Source organism: Flavobacterium sp. (assembly GCF_013823965.1).
GTDB lineage: Bacteria > Bacteroidota > Bacteroidia > Flavobacteriales > Flavobacteriaceae > Flavobacterium.
Genome location: NZ_PNNA01000039.1, coordinates 1 through 21,379, shown reverse-complemented (window position 1 = coordinate 21,379; position 21,379 = coordinate 1). Strand labels below are relative to the sequence as shown.

The following is a 21,379-nucleotide window of genomic DNA, read 5'->3' as shown; positions in this document are numbered from 1 at the left end:
AGTTATGACTACATTGATTGAGTCTAACACAACTATTCCAACTAAAAAATCTCAAGTTTTCTCTACTGCAGCCGATTCTCAACCAACTGTTGAAATCCACGTATTGCAAGGAGCTAGAGCAATGGCTGCCGACAACAAAACAATTGGTCGTTTCCACTTGGACGGTATCCCACCTGCACCAAGAGGAGTTCCTCAAATTGAAGTAACTTTTGACATCGATGCCAATGGTATCATCAAAGTTTCTGCAACTGACAAAGGAACTGGAAAATCTCACGACATTCGTATCGAAGCTTCTTCTGGATTAACTGCCGAAGAAATCGAAAGAATGAAAAAAGATGCTGAAGCTAACGCTGATGCTGACAAAGCTGCAAGAGAAAGAGCTGAAAAATTGAACGAAGCTGACGGAATGATCTTCCAAACTGAGTCTCAATTGAAAGAGCTTGGAGATAAATTGACTGATGACAACAAAGTGGCTATCGAGTACGCTTTGACTGAATTGAGAATGGCTCACCAATCTCAAGACATCGATGCCATTCAAGTAGCACTTGACAAAATCAATGCAGCTTGGAAAACAGCAACTGAAGCAATGTATGCCCAAGGGGAACAAGCTCAAGGTGGTGCTCAACAACCACAAGGAGAACAACCACAAGGAGACAATGTGGAAGACGTTGAATTCGAAGAAGTAAAATAAGTATCAAGATTTTGGCACCAATTGCCAAGATGGAAACCGAGTCAGTAATGGCTCGGTTTTTTTGTTTGATAATTTTAAAAAGTAAACCCGACAGGTTTTGAAAACCTTTCGGGTTTGTTGTTGTTTACAAATTCAAATATTTTTCTAAATCATTAAATTTTTCATTTTGATTATGCAATTGTATTAAATCATCGATGTTTCCAAATAATGAAATTACTTTTTCACGTTTTAGTTTGGTTGGTTTTTCAGAAATACAAGTCAAATAAGAACTCCACGGATATTCAATTGGATGTTGGCAAAAACCGTGATTTACGGGGTTGTAATGAATATATTTTATGACGTTTTGCAAATAAGCATCATTATCAATATGTTTTCTTTTAAATGGTCTTTCAAATAGTGCTCCGTGTCTATTAAAACTCTTGTTGATTGATTTTGTATAGGCATTAAATAGGTTTCCAAATGATTGATGTGGAGCAATAATTTTTTTAATTTCATACTCTTCGTGAGTTTGCAGAATTTCTTCAAAGGTTTTAATTCTAACCAACAAATGAAAATGGTTTTTCAATAAGCACCAAGCAAAGGTTTCGGCAATTGAATCAATGTGTTTATTGTAGAGTGTTAAAAAATGTTCGTGATTTCGATTTTCTTTGAAAAGATTCTCGCTATTGATCCCTCTATTATAAATATGGTAGTATTTTCCGAATTCTAGTGTTTCAATTTGTTGCATAGCATAATTTTTATTAAACCCGATAGGTTTTAAAAAACTGTCGGGTTTGCTTAAGTTAAAAATAGTAATTTTTTTTAAAATATATAATACTGGATTCAAAACTGCTTGTTGTCAGGTTTTCAATTATTAAACCCGACAGGTTTTAAAAATCTGTCGGGTTTGTATTAATTTAAATTCAGGGAAAAAAACTCGAAACAACCTGTTTTCCAGTTCCAATTTCAACAAGTCAATAATTATTAAATACTTGTTGGATTCGTTTTTTTAAAACATTTTTTTTTGTTTTTCTCAATAAACACTTCGCTTGATGCCATTTCTTCATTAATTCCAAAATAGCACTGTTTGTTGGGTGTTTAAGCTCTTTTTTATAATAATTTTATTTATAATAATCCAATGATTAATCTCATAAAAGTGTTTATTAATTATAAATAAATTTGTACTTTGTAAATAATATGCGAAATCGTTTTTTGTTTCAAGGAAAGCAAAAGCCATAAATGGGTATTCGTTTTAAAAGATTTTCGTAATATTACTACATAAAAATGATTGGGATGAGAAAGATCAAATATAAGAAAGGCAGAAAACTCCAACCTTATAATTTGGAATATACCGGAATTCACAAAAAAACAGATTCAGAAATGCAACTGTTTGTTTATGATGACCTTAATTTAGCTGAATGTGAGGATTTTAATGTTTCGGATTTAAAACAAAACATTGATCACCAAAAAACAAATTGGCTTAATATTCACGGTCTAAATGATCTCGACTTTTTGAAATCTATCAGTAGTTATTTTGAAATCGACAACTTTATGCTTGCCGATATTTTGAATACCACCAGAAGAACCAAAATAGAAGAGCAGCATGACTGTTTGTTTTTTAACATAAAATCATTGTTGCCAGCCGAGAATTCGGATGAAATAAGAGTGGAGCAAATCAGTTTTTTGATAAAAGAAGGAATCTTGATTTCTTTCCAAGAAAAAAGAAGTGATTTTTTTACGCACATTCGAGAGCGAATTAGAACCCATTCCGGAATAGTCCGGACTAAAAAAGCGGATTATTTGCTTTATATTCTTTTGGACGCCATAATGGAAAATTTCTATGTTACCATAGAAAATGAAGAAGACAAAATAGAGGGTTTGATTGATCTTACCAAAGAAAGTGCCAATCCGATAATTTTGGAAAGAATAGAGAAACATAGGGACAATTTTAATTTCCTGAAACGTTCCATCATTCCGCTAAGGGATTCGTTATATGAAATAAAAAGCATCAAGGATGACGATGTTTTCAACGTGATTGAAGCAGAAAATTTTACTTTTTTTGCCAGATTACACCAAAAAAGTTTGGAACTTTTAGAACAAATTGAATCCGACATGGGTTCGTTGGAAAGTGCTTCCAATTTCTTTTTCTCGGCCCAAACGCACAAGATGAACGAGATCATGAAAACGCTGACCATCGTTTCGGCCATTTTTATTCCGCTTACTTTTATTGTGGGCGTTTATGGAATGAATTTTGACAATATGCCGGAATTGCGATTTGAAAACGGCTATTACACCGTTGTGGGATTTATGGGTTTGATCGTTTTGGGAATGATTTATTATTTTAAAAGGCGGCGTTGGTTTTAATTTTTTGAAACTTAAAATAGAATGGGGATTATTATAAAATTGAATAAAAATAAAATTAAATAAATAAGAAAATGAACAAAGCTATATACATAGCTACTAGCGAAGAGAATAGTGGTAAATCGATTATTACCTTGGGCTTGATGAGCATGCTTATGGGTAAAACAGCCAAAGTTGGTTATTTTAGACCTATCGTGGAAGATTTTGAAGAAGACAAATTAGACAACCACATCGAAACGGTCATCAATCATTTTGGATTGGATATTCCATTCCAAGATGCTTATGCCATCACGAAAAGCAAGTTGATCAAGAAGAAAAATAAAGGAAAAATAGGAGAGGTAATCGATTTGATTATCGAGAAATACAAACGCCTGGAAGAACGATTTGATTTTGTGTTGGTCGAAGGAACGAGTTTCACTGGCGAAGGCACGGTTATCGAATTAGACATAAATGTTTTGATAGCCAAGAACTTGGGAATACCAGCCATCATTGTTGGTTCCGGTGTTGGGAAAACGTTGGAAGAATTAGTCGACAGCCTTCATTTGGCATACGATTCCTTTAAAGTGAAAGAGGTGGAAGTCTTGGCCGTAATTGCCAATAAAGTGCAACCAGAAAATCTTGAATTAGTAACGGCCGGTTTGAAAAAAAGCTTGCCAGAAGCAGTGTTGGTAAATTCGATACCCAAAATATCCAGTTTGAACAACCCGACCATTCAAGAGATTGTAAAAGAATTGAATGCCAAAGTTTTATTTGGAGCAGCTTTTTTGAACAATCAAATCGGAAGTTTTAGCGTAGGAGCGATGCAGTTGCGAAACTATTTGTTGAACCTAAAAGAAAATGGATTGGTAATAACTCCAGGCGACAGGGCCGACATAATTTTGGGAGCATTGCAAGCCAACGAATCCGTAAATTATCCTGCTATTTCAGGAATCGTTTTGACAGGAAACATCATCCCCGAAGAGAGTATTTTGAAATTGATTGAGGGACTTTCCACCATTGTACCCATTATTGCGGTAGAAGAAGGTACTTATGTCATTACCAATAAAATAGGAGCCATAAAACCTAAAATTTATGCCAACAATAAAGAGAAGATACTGACTTCCATCAACACTTTCGAAAATTATGTTGATTTAGATGGTTTGACCGAAAAATTCATCAAGTTCGAATCGGAAGGAATGACACCCAAAATGTTCCAATACAATTTGGTAAAAAGAGCTAAAAAGCACCGAAAACACATTGTCTTGCCAGAAGGAAATGACGACAGGATTATTACGGCAGCTTCCAGATTATTGGCTATGGACGTGGTTGACATTTCAATTATTGGCGACAAAAAACAAATTGAAAACAAAGTATTGGAACTAGGTTTGACTTTCGATTTTTCTAAAGTTCAAATCATAAATCCAAGCAAAGACGAACATTATGATGATTACGTGAATACCTATTACGAGCTGAGAAAGGAAAAGAAAATGACACTCGAAATAGCAAGAGATTTAATGGAGGATGGTTCTTATTTTGGCACGATGATGGTTTACAAAGGACATGCGGACGGAATGGTTTCCGGAGCAGCCCACACCACCCAACATACCATTTTACCAGCTTTGCAATTCATTAAAACTAAACCAAATTCAAGTGTAGTTTCTTCCATCTTTTTTATGTGTTTGGAAGATAGAGTTTCTATTTTTGGTGATTGTGCCATCAATCCAAACCCTACGGCAGAACAATTGGCAGAAATTGCCATTTCCTCTGCAGAATCAAGTTTGGCCTTCGGAATTGAACCAAAAATTGCGATGCTTTCTTATTCATCCGGTTCGTCAGGAAAAGGAGATGAGGTGGACAAAGTGAGAAAAGCAACCGAAATTGTGAAAGCAAAACGCCCGGATTTAAAAATAGAAGGCCCAATTCAATACGATGCAGCCGTTGATCCAGAAGTGGGACAAAGCAAAATGCCGAATTCAGAAGTGGCAGGACACGCCAGCGTTTTGGTTTTCCCTGATTTGAATACCGGAAACAACACTTACAAAGCAGTTCAAAGAGAAACTGGCGCGTTGGCCATCGGTCCAATGTTGCAAGGATTGAATAAACCGGTTAACGATTTGAGTAGAGGTTGCACCATTGACGATATTATCAACACGGTCGTGATTACAGCCATTCAAGCTCAAGGATTATAGAATTGCAAAGGATTAATCGGACAATTGTCAAAACGATTAGTTTGATAACTGAATATAAAGAATAAAAATATTTACAAAACATATCTACCTACGTCTCCCTCTCCTTTGGAGAGGGTCGGGGAGAGGAAAAAAAATAAATAATGAAAATAGTAATAATAAACTCGGGAAGTTCTTCCATAAAATACCAATTAATCGAAATGCCTTCCAACGAAGTCATTTGTTCCGGAATGATTGACAGAATAGGATTGGAAACATCCAATTTGACGTATGTGACCAATACCAATAAAATTGAGGAAACGTTGCCCATTGCCAATCACAAAATTGGATTGCAAAAAATCGCCCGTCTATTGATGGACGAAAAAGTGGGAGTGATCAAAAGTACCCAAGAAATTAATGCCGTTGGTCACCGCGTAGTGCATGGAGGCAGCAATTTTTCGAACACGACAATCATTGACGATGACGTGAAAGAAAAAATCAAACAACTCTTTGATTTGGCTCCATTGCACAATCCAGCCAATTTTGAAGGAATCATTGTGGCCGAAGAAATTTTCGATTCAGCTGTTCAAGTAGCTGTTTTTGACACGGCTTTCCACCAAACAATTCCTGTCGTGGCGCATAAATATGCCGTTCCCAACTATCTTTTGACTGAAAATAAAATACGTGTGTACGGTTTTCACGGTACGAGTCACAAATATGTTTCGGAGAAAGCGATCGATTACTTGGAAAATAGTTCAAAAATCATCACCATACATCTTGGAAATGGTTGTAGCATGACTGCCATAAAAGACGGAAAAAGTATCGATACTTCTCTTGGTTTTGCTCCAATGAACGGTTTGATTATGGGAACCCGAAGTGGTGATATAGACCAATCCGTGATATTTCACTTGGTCAATTCATTAGGATATTCCGTTGCCGACGTGAACACCATGTTGCAAAAACAAAGCGGAATGCTTGGATTAACCGGATTCAGTGATTTGAGGGATATTGAGTCGAATGCTGGACAAGGCAACAAGGATTGTCAATTGGCTTTGGATATGAATGCTTACCGAATCAAGAAATTCATAGGTTCTTATGCTGCAGCTTTAAATGGATTGGATGCCATTATTTTTACGGCAGGAATTGGAGAGAATTCTTCTTACATCCGAAAATTGGTTTGTACCGATATGGAGTTTTTCGGGATTGAATTAGACGAGGCCAAAAACGAAATCCGTTCCAAAGAAATCCGTGAAATCAATTTGCCACAATCAAAAACCAAAATTTTGGTGATTCCTACCAATGAAGAAATTGAAATCGCCAATCAAGTTTATGATTTGCTTTCCGTTTGATAGATTATTTTAGGACAAATAAGTATCCATAAAAAACCTGCAACTTCAAATTGCAGGTTTTTTTATTTCAAACCTCCAACCATATTTTCCGGTTTTACCCAAGCATCAAAATCTTCGGCAGAAACATATCCCAAACGGATGGCTTCTTCCCTTAAAGTAGTTCCATTTTTGTGCGCAGTTTGTGCTATTTCGGCGGATTTATAATAGCCAATTTTGGTATTCAAAGCCGTAACCAACATCAAGGAATTGTTGACCAATTCGTCAATGCGTTTGTAATTGGGTTGGATTCCGCTGGCGCAATGTTCTTCAAAAGAAAGGCAAGCATCTCCCAACAATCGCGCCGATTGCAGGAAATTGGCCGCCATCATTGGTTTAAAAACATTCAATTCATAATGACCTTGCATTCCTCCAACGGAAATCGCCACATCATTTCCCATCACTTGCGCACAAACCATCGTCAAAGCCTCGCATTGGGTTGGGTTTACTTTTCCCGGCATAATGGAAGAACCTGGTTCGTTCTCCGGAATGATGATTTCCCCAATTCCAGAACGAGGTCCGGAAGCCAACATTCGAATGTCGTTGGCAATTTTGTTCAAGGAAACCGCCAATTGTTTCAAAGAACCGTGGGTTTCCACAATGGCATCGTGAGCCGCCAAAGCTTCAAATTTATTGGGAGCAGTCACAAAAGGATGTCCCGTGAATTTCGCAATATATTCGGCTACTTTTACATCGTAACCTTCGGGCGTGTTCAAGCCCGTTCCTACGGCAGTTCCACCCAAAGCTACTTCTGATAAATGTGCCAATGTGTTTTTTACCGCTTTCAAACCATAACTCAATTGCGTTGCATATCCTGAAATTTCTTGCCCCAAGGTCAAAGGCGTTGCATCCATTAAATGTGTGCGACCAATTTTTACGACAGTATTAAATTCTTTGGCTTTCGCTTGAAGCGTGTCTCTTAGTTTTTCGACAGCCGGAATGGTGGATTCGACAACGGTTTTGTAGGCCGCAATGTGCATTGCCGTCGGGAATGTATCGTTGGAAGATTGCGATTTGTTCACGTCATCGTTGGCTTTGATGAATTGTTCGCCTTCGCCAATGGCAAATCCTTTTAATACTTGGGCACGATTGGCAATTACTTCATTCACGTTCATGTTGCTTTGTGTTCCCGAGCCTGTTTGCCAAATTACCAACGGAAATTCGTCAGCTAGTTTACCTGCCAAGATTTCGTTGCAAACAGCAGCAATGGCATCGCGTTTTTCGATTGTCAGTACTCCCAAGTCACAATTGGCGTAAGCTGCCGCTTTTTTTAGATAAGCAAAACCTTCGATAATTTCTTTGGGCATTGAAGCCGATGGGCCAATTTTGAAGTTGTTTCTGGAACGTTCCGTTTGTGCTCCCCAATAATTATCGGCAGGAACCTGTACTTCGCCCAAGGTATCTTTTTCTATTCTATACTTCATTTTATTGTTGTTTTGTATTTTGTTATTCTTTCTGTTTTTAACAAATTCAATATAAATAGCTGAAGAAATGGAATTCAAATGGTTCTAAAATTACAAATTACTTCTGTTTATAAAAAATATTATTAGTTATTTTATTGGTAAGAAAAAATTTTAAACCTACATTTGTGGCTACATTCAAAAATTCCGGAAAAAATGTTTGATTTTACACAGTATTTAGGCTTTTTACTTTTTTTGACCGTCCTTACAATAGGATTTTGGTTGATGTTTTTCTTGGTTGGTTTCGTATCCTATTGGGTTGGCGGAGCAACTTGGGAAGCTTATAAAGAAAAAAAGGCAAAAAAGAAACAAGAACAGTCAGTTTAGATTGATTGTTAAATAAAAAAAGGATTCGTGAAAACGAATCCTTTTTTTTATGTTTAAAAGTATGTGTTTCCTATCCATAAAAAAACTTTTCTTGGATAAAAAAATAGTAAAGCCTGCAAAAAAAAAGAGACTCTATTATAAAGTCTCTTTTGAAATGTTTCATGCAAATTCTTTATTTAGTGACCGCCACTAATTTTCTTGTCAAAATCGATACCTTGATTTCTCAAAATTCCGCTTACTTTCCAAGCATAAAATGCCAAATAAGCAAAACACAAAACACCAACAATGTAGCTGTTTTGAATACCTATGCTGTCAGAAACAAATCCTTGTAACCAGCTTATGATTCCACCGCCAAAAATCATCATGATCAAGAAACTACTTCCTTGACTGGTGTGTTTTCCTAATCCGCTAACTGCCAAAGTAAAAATACAAGGCCAAAGTGTACTACAAAATAAACCTACACTCGTGAATGCATAAACACTGACAATTCCAGTGGTTGCCATTCCAGTAAACAAGGCCACAATTCCCAAAGCAGAAAATATAAGCAACATTCTGGCAGGATTTCCTTTACTGGCCATATCTGCGGCAATTAACACCAAAATAATCAATCCATAAACATAGAAAGGAGTCAAATCGTGTTTTGCTATCGCATTTACAAGCAAGAATACACCAAATGCTAAATAAGGAGCCAAGAAGCGCAGCACTTTTTGAGTAGTCATATTATCGGTAAAAGCTTCAACGGCTCCAGTCCAACGACCAATCATCAAACTCGCCCAATACAAAGAAATATAAGGCGCAATTTCGCCAATGGCAAAGCCTAATTTACTTTCCATGTAAGCAGGTAAATTACTTGCAGTAGAAACTTCGACACCCACATAAAGAAAGATGGCTATCATTCCCATAACCAGTTGAGGATATTGTAAAGCCGAACTTTTTGAAGAAGCGGCATCTTCTAATGATTCCACTATCGTTTCAGGATGTTCGGGTAATGAAGAGAATTTCAATAAAACAGCCACAAGCACAAATGCCAACCCCAATATTAAATAAGGAATTTTAACGCTTTCAATACTCATATCAGTACTTCCAGTTGAAGTGGCGCCAAAAATGGCAAAACTCACAATTAGTGGTCCAATCGTTGTTCCAAAATTATTGATGCCTCCAGCCAAAGTCAATCGTTGAGAACCCGTTTTTATTGGTCCCAAAGCAATTGCCAACGGATTGGCAACTGTCTGTTGCAAAGAAAATCCTAATCCAACAGTAAATAAACCAGCAAGCATTAAAGTGTAAGAACCTGTATTGGCTGCAGGATAAAACAACAAAGTTCCCAGTGCGGAAATTATCAATCCCAATGCCAGTCCATTTTTATAACCAATTTTGTTTACCAAATCTTGTTTCATCAATAAAGAAACCCCCATGTATATTAAGGATCCAACTGTATAAGAAATATAAAAAGCGATTGAAACAAACTGGCTTTGGCCTTGTGTTAAATCAAACGCTTTTTTGAATACTGGAATTAAAATGTCATTACTGGCAGCAACAAATCCCCAAAAGAAGAATACTATTACTAGGGGAATGAATTGTCCCCATTTGGTTTGTGAATTTTCGGAAGTCATAATTTAAATTAGTTAATAGATTAAGTTTTTTTTGTAATATACTTTTTGCCATAAATATATTGGTATTGGCAACCATTACAAAATATATTTTGATAAATTTTCGTATAATATTAACGAAATCGATATAATAGGCTGTTAAGTGTAATTAACACATATAATTTTTATTAATTTGTTAATTTACATCAGTAATGGCGCGTGGCGAGCAAACCGCAAAATCAATAATGATTGAAGTCTTGCCAAAATAGGTCTATTGCATTTTTTACTCTTTTTTTCGGGCTAATTTTTTTGTCATTCAAATGCCAATAGTCCCGTTGTGCAGGATTTCGTGTTTTTATTTTACCACAAAAAAATCTATTTTTTTTTCGTACTTTTGCAAAAATTTTATAAAATTCAATTCATGTTATCAGTTAATAATTTATCAGTTCAGTTTGGCAAAAGAATCCTGTTTGACGAAGTAAATACGGTCTTTACAAATGGCAATATTTATGGTGTCATTGGAGCCAATGGTGCTGGAAAATCCACTTTTCTTAAAATAATTTCGGGCGAAATGGATCCTACTTCGGGACATATCCATTTAGAACCAGGAAAGCGTATGTCGGTTTTGAACCAGAACCACAACATGTTTGACGAACATACGGTTCTTGAAACCGTGATGATGGGAAACAAGTTTTTATATAAAGTAAAGACTGAAATGGATGCCTTGTACTTGGATTATACCGATGAAAATGCAGATAGAATAGGCGAGTTGCAAGTGCAATTTGAAGAGATGAACGGCTGGAATGCCGATTCTGATGCCGCTTCGATGTTGTCCAATTTGGGAATTACCGAAGACAATCATTATACTTTAATGGCTGATTTGGAAGGAAAAATGAAAGTGCGCGTGCTTTTGGCGCAAGCCCTTTTTGGAAATCCCGATTTGTTGATTATGGATGAGCCAACCAACGATTTGGATTTTGAAACCATTGCTTGGCTGGAAAATTTCTTGGCCAATTATGAAAATACCGTAATCGTGGTTTCTCACGACCGTCACTTTTTGGATGCGGTTTGTACCCATATTTCCGATATTGATTTTGGAAAAATAAACCATTACTCCGGAAACTATACTTTCTGGTACGAATCCAGCCAGTTAGCGGCCAAACAACGGGCACAACAAAACAAGAAAGCCGAAGAAAAGAAACAAGAATTGGAGGAATTTATCCGTCGTTTTTCTGCGAATGTGGCCAAATCCAAACAAGCTACTTCTCGTAAAAAAATGATTTCGAAATTGAATATTTCAGAGATTAAACCATCAAGCCGACGTTATCCTGCGATTATTTTTGACCAGGAACGTGAAGCCGGTGACCAAATTTTGAATGTCCAGGATTTAAGTGCCTCAGTTGATGGAGAGCTTTTGTTTAAAGGTGTTGATTTGAATATGGCCAAAGGCGATAAAATTGTGCTTTTCTCTAAAGATTCCCGTGCCACAGCGGCTTTTTACGAAATCTTGAACGGAAACCAAAAAGCGGATTCAGGAACATACGATTGGGGAGTTACCACAAATCAAGCGTATTTGCCGGGCGATAACCATTCGTTTTTTGAAAATGATTATTCACTTGTGGATTGGTTGCGTCAATGGGTAAAAACAGAAGAAGAACGTGACGAGGTAAACATTCGTAGTTTCTTGGGGAAAATGATTTTCTCCGGAGAAGAAGCGTTAAAAACTTGCAATGTGTTGTCAGGAGGAGAAAAAGTGCGTTGCATGTTGTCTCGAATGATGATGGAAAGAGCCAATGTTTTAATGATTGACGAACCAACAAACCACTTGGATTTGGAATCAATTACGGCCTTCAACAACTCATTGAAAAATTATAAAGGTTCCGTGATTTTTACCACTCATGACCACGAGTTTGCCCAAACCGTTGGAAACAGGGTAGTGGAATTGACTCCAAAAGGAGCGATTGACCGTTACATGACTTTCGATGAATACTTGGATAACGAAGGTGTTCAGGAATTAAGAACGAAAATGTATTCTTAAAAAGATAAAAGAGAATAGACAATTAGATGATAGATTTAATCCCGCTGCGATGTAGCGGGATTTTTTTTGAAAATTTTTATGGATAAAGCAAATTAGAAATTTCAAAAAATAGTATATCTTTACATCCCAAACAACACTTCATCATGAGTCAAAAAGTATTGCTCACTTCCAAAGAAGTCAATATCATTCTGCATCGTTTGGCCTGTCAGTTAATCGAAAAACATCTTGATTTTTCGGATACCATTTTAGTTGGTATCCAGCCGCGTGGCACTTTCTTGGCAGAGCGATTAAAAGATTTGTTGGAAAAAGAATATGGCATTCCAAAAATTGCCTTGGGGTATTTGGACATCACTTTCTTCAGGGACGATTTCCGAAGAACCAACAAACCATTGGAAGCCAACAAAACCCAAATTGATGTTATCGTAGAAAACAAAAAAGTCGTTTTCATAGACGATGTTTTATATACAGGTCGAAGCATTCGGTCGGCATTGACTGCCATTCAATCCTTTGGAAGGCCATCGGAAATTGAATTATTGGTGCTTATCGACCGTCGTTTTAGCCGTCATTTGCCCATTCAACCCGATTTTCGCGGCCGTCAGGTAGATGCCATCAACGACGAGAAAGTAAAGGTGTGTTGGAAAGAACAAGACGGGGAAGATGCCGTTTATTTAATTAATAAATAAGAGTAAAATGAGCGAGTTAAGTGTAAATCATTTATTGGGAATCAAATATATCAACAAGAAAGATATTGACCTTATTTTTGAAACCGCCGATCATTTTAAAGAAGTCATCAATCGTCCCATCAAGAAAGTGCCTTCCCTTCGAGACATTACCATTGCCAACATCTTTTTCGAAAACAGTACCCGAACCAAACTTTCCTTTGAATTGGCCCAAAAACGATTGTCGGCCGACGTGATTAGTTTTTCGGCAGCGCAATCATCGGTAAAAAAAGGAGAAACCCTGATTGATACCGTCAACAATATTCTTTCGATGAAAGTGGATATGGTCGTGATGCGACATTCCAGCCCAGGTGCAGCCCATTTTTTGTCCCAAAACGTGAAAGCAAGTATCGTCAATGCTGGTGACGGAGCACACGAACACCCCACGCAAGCTTTGTTGGACAGTTTTACCATTCGTGAAAAACTGGGCGATGTAGCCGGAAAAAAAGTGGTTATCGTGGGTGATATTTTGCATTCCAGAGTGGCGCTTTCGAACATTTATGCTTTGCAAATGCAAGGTGCCGAAGTCAAGGTTTGTGGACCAAAAACATTGATTCCAAGATATATTGAATCACTTAGAGTAAAAGTGGAGCCTGATTTGCGTAAAGCACTTGAATGGTGCGATGTAGCGAATATGCTTCGCGTTCAAAACGAAAGAATGGACGTGAATTTTTTCCCTTCAACACGGGAATATGCCCAGCAATATGGACTGGACAAAACCTTGCTGGATTCGCTAAACAAGGAAATAGTGGTCATGCATCCAGGACCAATCAATCGTGGAGTGGAAATCACTTCAGATGTGGCTGATTCCAAACAATCGGTGATTTTGAACCAGGTGGAAAACGGTGTCGCGATTCGAATGGCGGTAATTTATTTGTTGGCTTCAAAAATTCAGTAAATTTTGCACTATTCGAAATTGTCAAAAGCCAAATTTTCTTTGTAAATTAGCAATAACCTAATTTTAAATGTCATGAAAGTAGAACAAAAAGGACATACTGTTACCATAAAAGATACACAGGGTGATTTGGTTTCATTTCGTTTGAAATTAACCCATGAATACAAAACGTTCCAAAAACACAATATCATTATTGATATCAGGCCGCATAAAGTTCTTTCCGTAAAAGAAATCGACAGTTTTTTGCCACTGTCAAAAACACACAAAAAATCCAAAAAATCATTTGTCATAGTAACCTCGGAAATTGATTTTAATGCTGTTTCACATAAGTTGGCTGTTGTTCGATCCTTGCAAGAAGCCCACGATATCATTGAAATGGAAGAAATTGAACGAGATTTGGGCTTCTAATTTGAGATTTAGGATTTTAGATTTTAGATTCAAAGCTGAAAAAATCTAAATTCTGAAAATCTAAACTCTAAAATTAAATGAATCTAACCATATTAGGCTGTTATGCAGCCACACCACGAACTTTTACGAATCCCACTTCACAGGTTTTAGAAATCAGGAACAGACTGTTTTTAATCGATTGTGGCGAAGGAACGCAAGTACAGTTGCGCAAAAATAAAATCAGGTTTTCAAAAATCAACCACATTTTTATTTCCCATTTGCATGGCGACCACTTTTTTGGCTTGATTGGCTTGATTTCTACTTTTGCCTTGCTCAACCGAACCACCGACTTGCACGTTTACGGTCCAAAAGGAATCAAGGAAATCGTTAATTTGCAATTGCGATTATCGAATTCTTGGACAAATTACGGCTTGTTTTTCCACGAATTGGAATCCAGGGAAAGTGAAGTCGTTTTTGAAGATGACAAGGTAATCGTAAAGACAATTCCTTTGAAACACAGGGTTTACACAAACGGGTTTTTGTTTCAAGAAAAAATCAGGGAACGAAAATTGGACTTGAATGCCGTTCAAAACTACGAAATAGACCGATGCTATTACCAAAACATCAAAAACGGAAAAGACATCAAGCTGGATGACGGTCGCGTTATTGAAAACCATAAATTGACATTTGATCCCGTTCCGCCTTTGCGTTATGCCTTTTGCTCGGACACTGCCTATGATGAAAGCATTATTCCCATTATAAACGAAGTTGATGTATTGTACCACGAATCGACTTTCTTGGATTCAGAAGAAGTTTTGGCCGGAAAAACAATGCATTCCACGGCAAAAGAAGCGGCAACCATCGCCTTGAAAGCCAATGTCAAACAATTGGTTTTGGGCCATTATTCGACTCGTTATGAAAGCTTGGAACTTTTTAAAGAACAAGCCGAAACCATTTTCCCGAATATCCTTTTGGCCGATGACGGCAAATCATTTGAATTTTGATCATAAATGATAGTTGTTCTTTCATTTTTTACCACATCGTGTTCTTTCGACTTTGCTCAAGACTGGCTAAAGGCGAGTTGCAATTATTAATAGTTTCTCGACTGCACTCGACCTGACAATAATATAAAATAGAAACTATATTTGTGCACAAAATACGATAGGTTTTTAAAAACATGGTAATTTTGCACCCAATACATTAATCCAAACAAATGAAAGACATAGGCAATTATAGAAAATCGTATGAAAAAAGCGAACTTCTGGAAACGGACATTCCCGAAGATCCCATCAATTTATTCAATAGATGGTTTCACGAAGTGGAAGATTTTGGTGGCGTGGACGAAGTCAATGCAATGACGGTTTCCACCATCGGCTTGGATGGTTTTCCGAAATCGAGAGTATTGCTTTTGAAACAATTTACCTACGAAGGATTCATTTTTTATACCAATTACAATTCGGAAAAGGGTAGGGCTATTGCCAATAATCCCAATGTTTGTCTTTCTTTTTATTGGCACTCGATGGAACGCCAGGTAATTATAAAAGGGGTTGCCGAAAAAACTTCGGAGAATATTTCTGATGGTTATTTCGAATCCAGGCCAACCGGAAGTAAATTAGGCGCCATTGTGTCCAATCAAAGCGAGATTATTCCCTCTCGAACAGTGCTGGAAGAAGGTTTGAAACAATTGGAAAAAGATTTTGAAGGAAAAGAAATTCCAAGACCACCATTTTGGGGCGGTTTTATGGTTCGACCTGTTCAGGTTGAATTTTGGCAAGGAAGACCCAATAGATTGCACGATCGTATTCGCTATCATTTGCAGGAAGATTATTCTTGGAAAATAGATAGACTTTCACCTTAAAATCAGGTTCAAACGCTTCTCTTTTTTACGGAACCACACGGATTTATTTGTTTTAAATTTATGTTTATTTGTAAGTTAATTATTTGTTTTTTATTTAATTTGTGTATTTCATCGATTTTATTTGGTTTTTAATCGATGATTGGCGTACATTTGAATCAAGAAATAAAAACAATATTATTTAAATTATCAAATATTTTTAAAGAATTGCCCCCACAATTACTTTCATCTTATTTTAACCTGATTTAGAAAAATGTTGTAAAGATTTAAAAGAGTTTGCCCCACAATCTACTTTAAACTTGACCTGATAATATAAAGAATGACGAGAATTTAAAAGAGTTTGCCCCACAATCTACTTTAAATTTAACCTGATAATAAAAGAATGACAAGAATTTAAAAGAGTTTGCCCCACAATCTACTTTAAATTTAACCTGATAATAAAAAGAATGACAAGAATTTAAATGAGTTTGCCCCACAATCTACTTTAAATTTAACTTGCTAATTAATAAAAAGAATGACAAAAATTTAAAAGAGTTTGCCCCACAATCTACTTTAGATTTAGCCTGCTAAAATTTAAAAAAAAATTGAGTTTTTTAGTTTGTTGATTAGTTAGAATAACCATCACGAAAACCGTGATGGTTTTTTTATTTAGAGCGAATTTTTTTATGTTTTTAATTTGAATGTCTTAATATAAGTATTAGATTTACGCAAAAGAATAAATTTAAGCTTGACTATTATGAATATTAAGAATCGACTAACGTTAATGAGCTTTCTTCAATTTTTTATTTGGGGTGCTTGGCTAATTACCGTGGGAAATTATTGGTTTGGAACCAAACAATGGAGTGGCGCCGAATTTGGTGCCGTCTTTTCAACATTGGGACTTTCTTCAATTATCATGCCTGCGCTGATAGGAATTGTGGCAGATCGTTGGGTAAATGCCGAAAAATTATATGGCATATTGCATGTTTTGGGAGGTTTGGCTCTTTGTTGCATACCTCAAGTTGACAACCCGATAACTTTTTATTGGATAATTTTCGCGGCAATGCTTTGTTACATGCCTACTATTTCCTTGTCAAATTCCGTGGCTTACAATATTTTAAAAAACAATGATTATGATGTCGTAAAGGTATTTCCGCCCATCAGGGTCTGGGGAACCATTGGTTTTATTGCCGCGATGTGGTTGACTAATTTGTCGGGAAACAAAGCCTCGGCCAACATGTTTTATATTGCTGCTTTTGCGGCCTTTGTATTGGGAATCTATTCTTTTACGTTGCCAAAATGTCCGCCACAAAAATTGATTGAAAAAGGCTCTTCTATATTCCAAAAATTAGGGTTGGATGCTTTTAAATTATTTGGAACATACAAAATGGCGTTGTTCTTTATATTCTCGATGTTTTTGGGAGGAGCATTGCAATTGACCAATATGTACGGGGACACCTATCTTTCTGAATTTGCCAATGTTCCAGAATACGCAGAATCTTTTGTCGTAAAATATTCCACGATTATCATGTCGATATCCCAAATATCGGAAACACTGTTTATCTTGGCCATTCCTTTTTTCTTGAAACGATTTGGAATCAAGCAGGTAATGTTGATTTCAATGTTGGCCTGGGTGTTGCGTTTTGGATGGTTTGCTTACGGCAATCCCACGGATGGTTTGTGGATGATTGTGATGTCTTGCATCGTTTACGGCATGGCATTTGATTTTTTCAATATTTCCGGTTCATTGTTCATCGAAACGACCACTGATTCTAAAATACGTTCCAGTGCCCAAGGATTGTTCATGATGATGTCCAACGGTTTTGGTGCTTTCTTTGGAGGAATAATTAGCGGGCAAGTGATCGATGCTTTTTTCACCCACAATGGCGTTAGGGATTGGCATAACATCTGGTTGGCTTTTGCTTCCTATGCCTTGGTGATTGCGATTGCTTTTGCCGTTTTGTTCAAACACAAACACAATCCGGAAGAAGTGGCAAATGTGAGTCACTAGGAAAATTATTTTATATGTCAAACCCGACACGTTTTTTTTAAACTGTCGGGTTTCTAGTTTTATAAAGTTTCCAAGCTTCAAAATGTTGGAAGTTTTGCTTGTGTATGTAGGCACGGATTACAAATCCGCGCTAGCTGTGAGCGAGATGTATATGGCATATCTGGGCTATCGGATTTTCACTATAAAAGTTGATGCGGAGAACCGAACCATGATTAACCGCAAATGTGTCTGCGGAGAACAAAACCGTCACTTTAGCCAAACCGCAGTTATGTGCTGCCCTTCTTTCCATTTGTCAATGTGTTATCAAATAATATGCAAGTCCGAAAACGGCACTAATACCAATCCAAGTTAGCATTCCTGTTTTAAAGCGATACATTGCAAGGAATGAAATTATTGTCCAGCCCAGAGTGATATGGTCAAGTCCTGCAAATGAAAAGTCCTTTGGGAAAATTACTGCTTGGCCTAAATACATCGTCAGGTTGAGAATTACACCAACAACTGCTGCTGTAACAAGTGCAAGAATTTCTTTTACCCGTTTGTTTTCCTGTGTCCGCTCAATGATTGGTGCACCAACAAGAATGAAAAGAAAGCAAGGTAAAAAGGTATAAAAGGTTGTCGTCAAAAGTCCAAGACTTCCCATTGCAACTGAGTTTCCGAAATGATTATGACCTGCCATAAAGCCAACAAACACAAGCACCATAATCAAAGGACCTGGTGTTGTTTCGCCAAGTGCAAGTCCATCTATCATTTGTAAGTTAGTCAACCAGTTGAATTTTTCAACACTTACTTGTGCAACGTAAGGCAAAACCGCATAAGCACCGCCAAATGTTACAAATGCTGCTTGTGTAAAAAACAAAGAAAGTTTTTTCCAAAATTCAAAGTCGCTTGTAAGAAAATAAAATGCAACCAAGGGAATGGACCAAAGCAAAACACCAACGCTTACCTGTTTCCAAAATCGTGTTGGCTTAAAACCGATGTTGGGAGTTATCGTGTGCTTGTTTATATAAAATTCTTTTTCGTCAATTTCTTTTTGAGCAGTCTTGTTGATACTTAAATCAAAGAATGTTGGAAAAAACTGTCGGCAAATGGTTGTTGTAATAATTGCCCCGACTATTATAATTGGAAACGGAATATTAAAAAAGAAAATACAAATGAAAGCTGCAAAAGCAATAAAATAATGAAACGGACTCAGGAGCGATTTTTTTCCAATTTTGATTAGTGCAAGAATTACAATAGCAATTACGGCTGGCTTTAGTCCGCTAAATATTGCAAAAACCCAAGGTAAGTTTCCGAATGAAACATAAATTGCACTTAGTCCAAGTAGAATAAACAGTGAAGGCAACACAAATAATATTCCAGCAGCAAGTCCCCCCATAGTTCCGTGAAGCATCCAACCGATATATGTTGCTAATTGTTGTGCTTCTGGTCCCGGCAAAACCATACAGTAGTTCAAAGCGTGTAGAAATTTGCTGTCGCTTATCCATTTCTTTTTATCCACTAAAAACTCGTGCATTATTGCAACTTGTCCAGCGGGTCCACCAAAACTAATAAAACCAAGTTTAGTCCAAAATTTTAACGCCTCTTTGAAAGTCGGTTTCTCCATTTGTCACTTTTTTTTGTTGTTGCTCGATCGGCTGTTAGGGTTGCACATACGTTTCGCGGCTTCGCGCAGTAGCGGTGTTCGTGATGATTGTTGTCCGGCTAAGATAGGATTTTCCAGCGGGAAATCCGTTTCCTTTTTATGCATAAAAGCTATTGCGCGAAACCGCTGTTAGCGGTTGTACTTGCACGCGTTATTTGAAAATCAACAATCCAATTCCAATCCACAAAAATGGAGTTGCTACCAAAACCCATTGAAAAATCATTTCTGACCAAGTTTGGTTTCTAGATTCTTCATCGCTAACTTATCTACGAGAAAAATAAATATTCCTTTTGTATTCTTCTAAGCTCAACTTATCAAATTGCTTATAAAGTATCAGAAAGGTTATTGGAGCCAAACCAATAAGCGAATTAACTTTTTCGATTTCTGTTAGCGAGAAGCCTAACCACATATAAGCTGAAATAAAAATTGGTATAATTGATATTATGCAGGCAGCAAGGTAAGTTGTATCATCTCTTAATTGTTTGTGTACTGGCGGATAAATGAATGTCGGCACCCAAACAAAGAATAAGCAAAAAGAAAGGTTTATTGATATAATCATATTTTCTCTTAAAAAAGGCTGGCAAGTATTACCGCTAACGTTCTGGTACTACAGCGGGTTTGGGACTAAATTAAACCTATTCTTCGGATTTGCCAAATCATTCAAATACAAAACCATCTTTCAATTAAGCCAATTGCCCAAATCCGTTGTAGTAGCTGTTACAGGAAGCCTTTTTAGCATTCAGTTGTTGTTTTAAAAGTCACATAACGTTAACTTCTTTTATTGAACCAATTTCAGTATAATCTTTTTTAGAAACAATAGGTTCCACCTCTGAACTCTTTAATCTTTATTTTTCCATCTCTAATTTCGTCTTTGTCAATAATAAAAACTTTTTTCATATTTGAATTTATTAATTGGTTCAAATCACATTGGGTGAATTTTTGTAAATAGTCAGAATGCAATATTTTGTTAGAATTGGTTTTTAAAAATGATTTCTTTCTATAGAATGCATTCGTTGGTTCAATAGAACTAAAGCGATTTAAATTAATAAATTGGCCAGATGAACAATTAAAATTGAAGAAATAATTTTCTTGCCGTATATTCTTTAATTTATTTATATCAACAATATATTGTACATTTTTCCCTTTTTTAATTAACAAATAGATTGTATCTAAAGATTTCACTCGTTCAAATTCTTTGTCATAAAAATATTTTTCTAAATCTAAATAAGTATATAAAAATGTTTTTCTGTTTTCAGCGAAAGGAAATTTATCTTCCATATAAACGTCAGGAGAGTAACTATAAAGTTTTAAATTTTTATTCCCTTTATAAACCGAAACTTCAAATTCACCCCCATCCTGAACAACTGTTCTATTTCCTTCTTTATCAATTTCATTGGTTATTTTTGTTGGGTCAATAGAGACTAGTGTATCTATTAATTTCTTGCATTTCATTGCGTCAATACTATCCAGTTTTATTATGTTCATTATTGTGTCTTTACATATTGTATAGCAATTTATTTTATTATTTTTCAAACAGATGTATTTGCTGTCGTCCAAGTTTATAATTAAAGCGTCTTTATCCTGATTTAAAATGCCTCTAATTCTATCTCCCTTTTTTTCATAATCAATATTTTCATATTTTGAAAAGGTAAAGATGGAATCAACGTTCGTTTGTGAATAACCAGTTAAAAAAAACAGTAAGATGATGACTTTTATATAATTCATAATTGTTCGGTTATTTTTTGGACAAGGTTTCCTGTAACGGGCTCCGGCTTGTTCGTCGTTCCGAGAGGAGCTTGCTCCGAAGCGGAATGCGTACAAGCCGGTGATGGGGAATGTCCCTGAAAAGGGGCGATCCGCTCACCAAGGCGAAGCCGGAGCCCGATGGAGTGCAGCCCGGAGGGATGTACTCCATCG

17 protein-coding genes are annotated in these 21,379 nt (G+C 36.5%); 12 read left to right on the top strand and 5 right to left on the bottom strand.

All coding sequences use genetic code 11. From position 1 onward, the window contains the following. On the top strand, positions 1–691 hold a 691-nt coding region (locus C0430_RS04615), incomplete at its 5' end, for an Hsp70 family protein (protein ID WP_290865966.1). Positions 692–815: 124 nt separating this feature from the next. Here C0430_RS04615 and C0430_RS04610 read toward each other — a convergent pair. Continuing rightward, positions 816–1,418 carry a hypothetical protein gene (locus C0430_RS04610; RefSeq protein WP_290865964.1) on the bottom strand — a complete coding sequence of 201 codons (603 nt, stop codon included), beginning with the start codon at positions 1,416–1,418 and terminating at the stop codon, positions 816–818. A 545-nt stretch (positions 1,419–1,963) separates the two neighbouring features. Here C0430_RS04610 and corA point away from each other — a divergent pair. From corA to C0430_RS04595, 3 genes are all read left to right on the top strand, one after another. Beyond that, positions 1,964–3,034, top strand: a complete 1,071-nt coding sequence (gene corA, locus C0430_RS04605; RefSeq protein WP_290865962.1) for a magnesium/cobalt transporter CorA — start codon at positions 1,964–1,966, stop codon at positions 3,032–3,034. A 71-nt stretch (positions 3,035–3,105) separates the two neighbouring features. Beyond that, the gene (gene pta / locus C0430_RS04600) at positions 3,106–5,199 is read left to right on the top strand and encodes a phosphate acetyltransferase (RefSeq protein WP_290865960.1); all 2,094 of its coding nucleotides are present in this window, start codon (positions 3,106–3,108) and stop codon (positions 5,197–5,199) included. 140 nt (positions 5,200–5,339) lie between these two features. After that, positions 5,340–6,524 (top strand): acetate kinase, encoded by a 1,185-nt coding sequence (locus tag C0430_RS04595; protein WP_290865958.1) that lies wholly within the window; start codon positions 5,340–5,342, stop codon positions 6,522–6,524. A 62-nt stretch (positions 6,525–6,586) separates the two neighbouring features. Here the strand turns inward: C0430_RS04595 and fumC are convergent, their stop codons facing one another. After that, positions 6,587–7,984, bottom strand: coding sequence for a class II fumarate hydratase (gene fumC / locus C0430_RS04590; protein WP_290865957.1), 1,398 nt, complete (start codon positions 7,982–7,984; stop codon positions 6,587–6,589). A gap of 192 nt (positions 7,985–8,176) precedes the next feature. On the opposite strand from fumC, the gene C0430_RS04585 reads away from it, so the two are divergent. After that, positions 8,177–8,347, top strand: coding sequence for a hypothetical protein (locus C0430_RS04585; protein WP_290865955.1), 171 nt, complete (start codon positions 8,177–8,179; stop codon positions 8,345–8,347). A gap of 176 nt (positions 8,348–8,523) precedes the next feature. On the opposite strand, the gene C0430_RS04580 is transcribed toward C0430_RS04585, so the two are convergent. Beyond that, the gene (locus C0430_RS04580; protein WP_290865953.1) at positions 8,524–9,960 is read right to left on the bottom strand and encodes an MFS transporter; all 1,437 of its coding nucleotides are present in this window, start codon (positions 9,958–9,960) and stop codon (positions 8,524–8,526) included. A gap of 397 nt (positions 9,961–10,357) precedes the next feature. On the opposite strand from C0430_RS04580, the gene C0430_RS04575 reads away from it, so the two are divergent. From C0430_RS04575 to C0430_RS04545, 7 genes are all read left to right on the top strand, one after another. Continuing rightward, entirely contained in the window at positions 10,358–11,974 is a 1,617-nt protein-coding gene (locus C0430_RS04575) for an ATP-binding cassette domain-containing protein (protein ID WP_290865951.1), read from the top strand. Between the two features lie 143 nt (positions 11,975–12,117). Continuing rightward, a complete protein-coding gene (pyrR, locus tag C0430_RS04570) occupies positions 12,118–12,657 on the top strand; it encodes a bifunctional pyr operon transcriptional regulator/uracil phosphoribosyltransferase PyrR (RefSeq protein WP_290865949.1) in 540 nt (179 codons plus the stop codon). A 7-nt stretch (positions 12,658–12,664) separates the two neighbouring features. Further along, on the top strand, positions 12,665–13,591 hold the full coding sequence (locus tag C0430_RS04565) for an aspartate carbamoyltransferase catalytic subunit (RefSeq protein WP_290865947.1): 927 nt from the start codon (positions 12,665–12,667) through the stop codon (positions 13,589–13,591). A gap of 72 nt (positions 13,592–13,663) precedes the next feature. Further along, entirely contained in the window at positions 13,664–13,996 is a 333-nt protein-coding gene (locus tag C0430_RS04560) for a ribonuclease Z (protein ID WP_290865945.1), read from the top strand. Between the two features lie 77 nt (positions 13,997–14,073). Then, positions 14,074–14,979 (top strand): ribonuclease Z, encoded by a 906-nt coding sequence (locus C0430_RS04555; protein WP_290865943.1) that lies wholly within the window; start codon positions 14,074–14,076, stop codon positions 14,977–14,979. A 209-nt stretch (positions 14,980–15,188) separates the two neighbouring features. Beyond that, positions 15,189–15,833: a pyridoxamine 5'-phosphate oxidase gene (gene pdxH / locus C0430_RS04550; protein WP_290865941.1), complete on the top strand. Its 645-nt coding sequence runs from the start codon at positions 15,189–15,191 to the stop codon at positions 15,831–15,833. A gap of 733 nt (positions 15,834–16,566) precedes the next feature. Then, positions 16,567–17,820 carry a nucleoside permease gene (locus tag C0430_RS04545; protein ID WP_290865939.1) on the top strand — a complete coding sequence of 418 codons (1,254 nt, stop codon included), beginning with the start codon at positions 16,567–16,569 and terminating at the stop codon, positions 17,818–17,820. A gap of 292 nt (positions 17,821–18,112) precedes the next feature. Here the strand turns inward: C0430_RS04545 and chrA are convergent, their stop codons facing one another. Together chrA and C0430_RS04535 are read right to left on the bottom strand one after the other, a co-directional pair. Continuing rightward, positions 18,113–19,423 (bottom strand): chromate efflux transporter, encoded by a 1,311-nt coding sequence (chrA, locus tag C0430_RS04540; protein WP_290865937.1) that lies wholly within the window; start codon positions 19,421–19,423, stop codon positions 18,113–18,115. 846 nt (positions 19,424–20,269) lie between these two features. Beyond that, the gene (locus C0430_RS04535) at positions 20,270–21,187 is read right to left on the bottom strand and encodes a hypothetical protein (protein ID WP_290865935.1); all 918 of its coding nucleotides are present in this window, start codon (positions 21,185–21,187) and stop codon (positions 20,270–20,272) included. Positions 21,188–21,379: the final 192 nt, after the last annotated feature.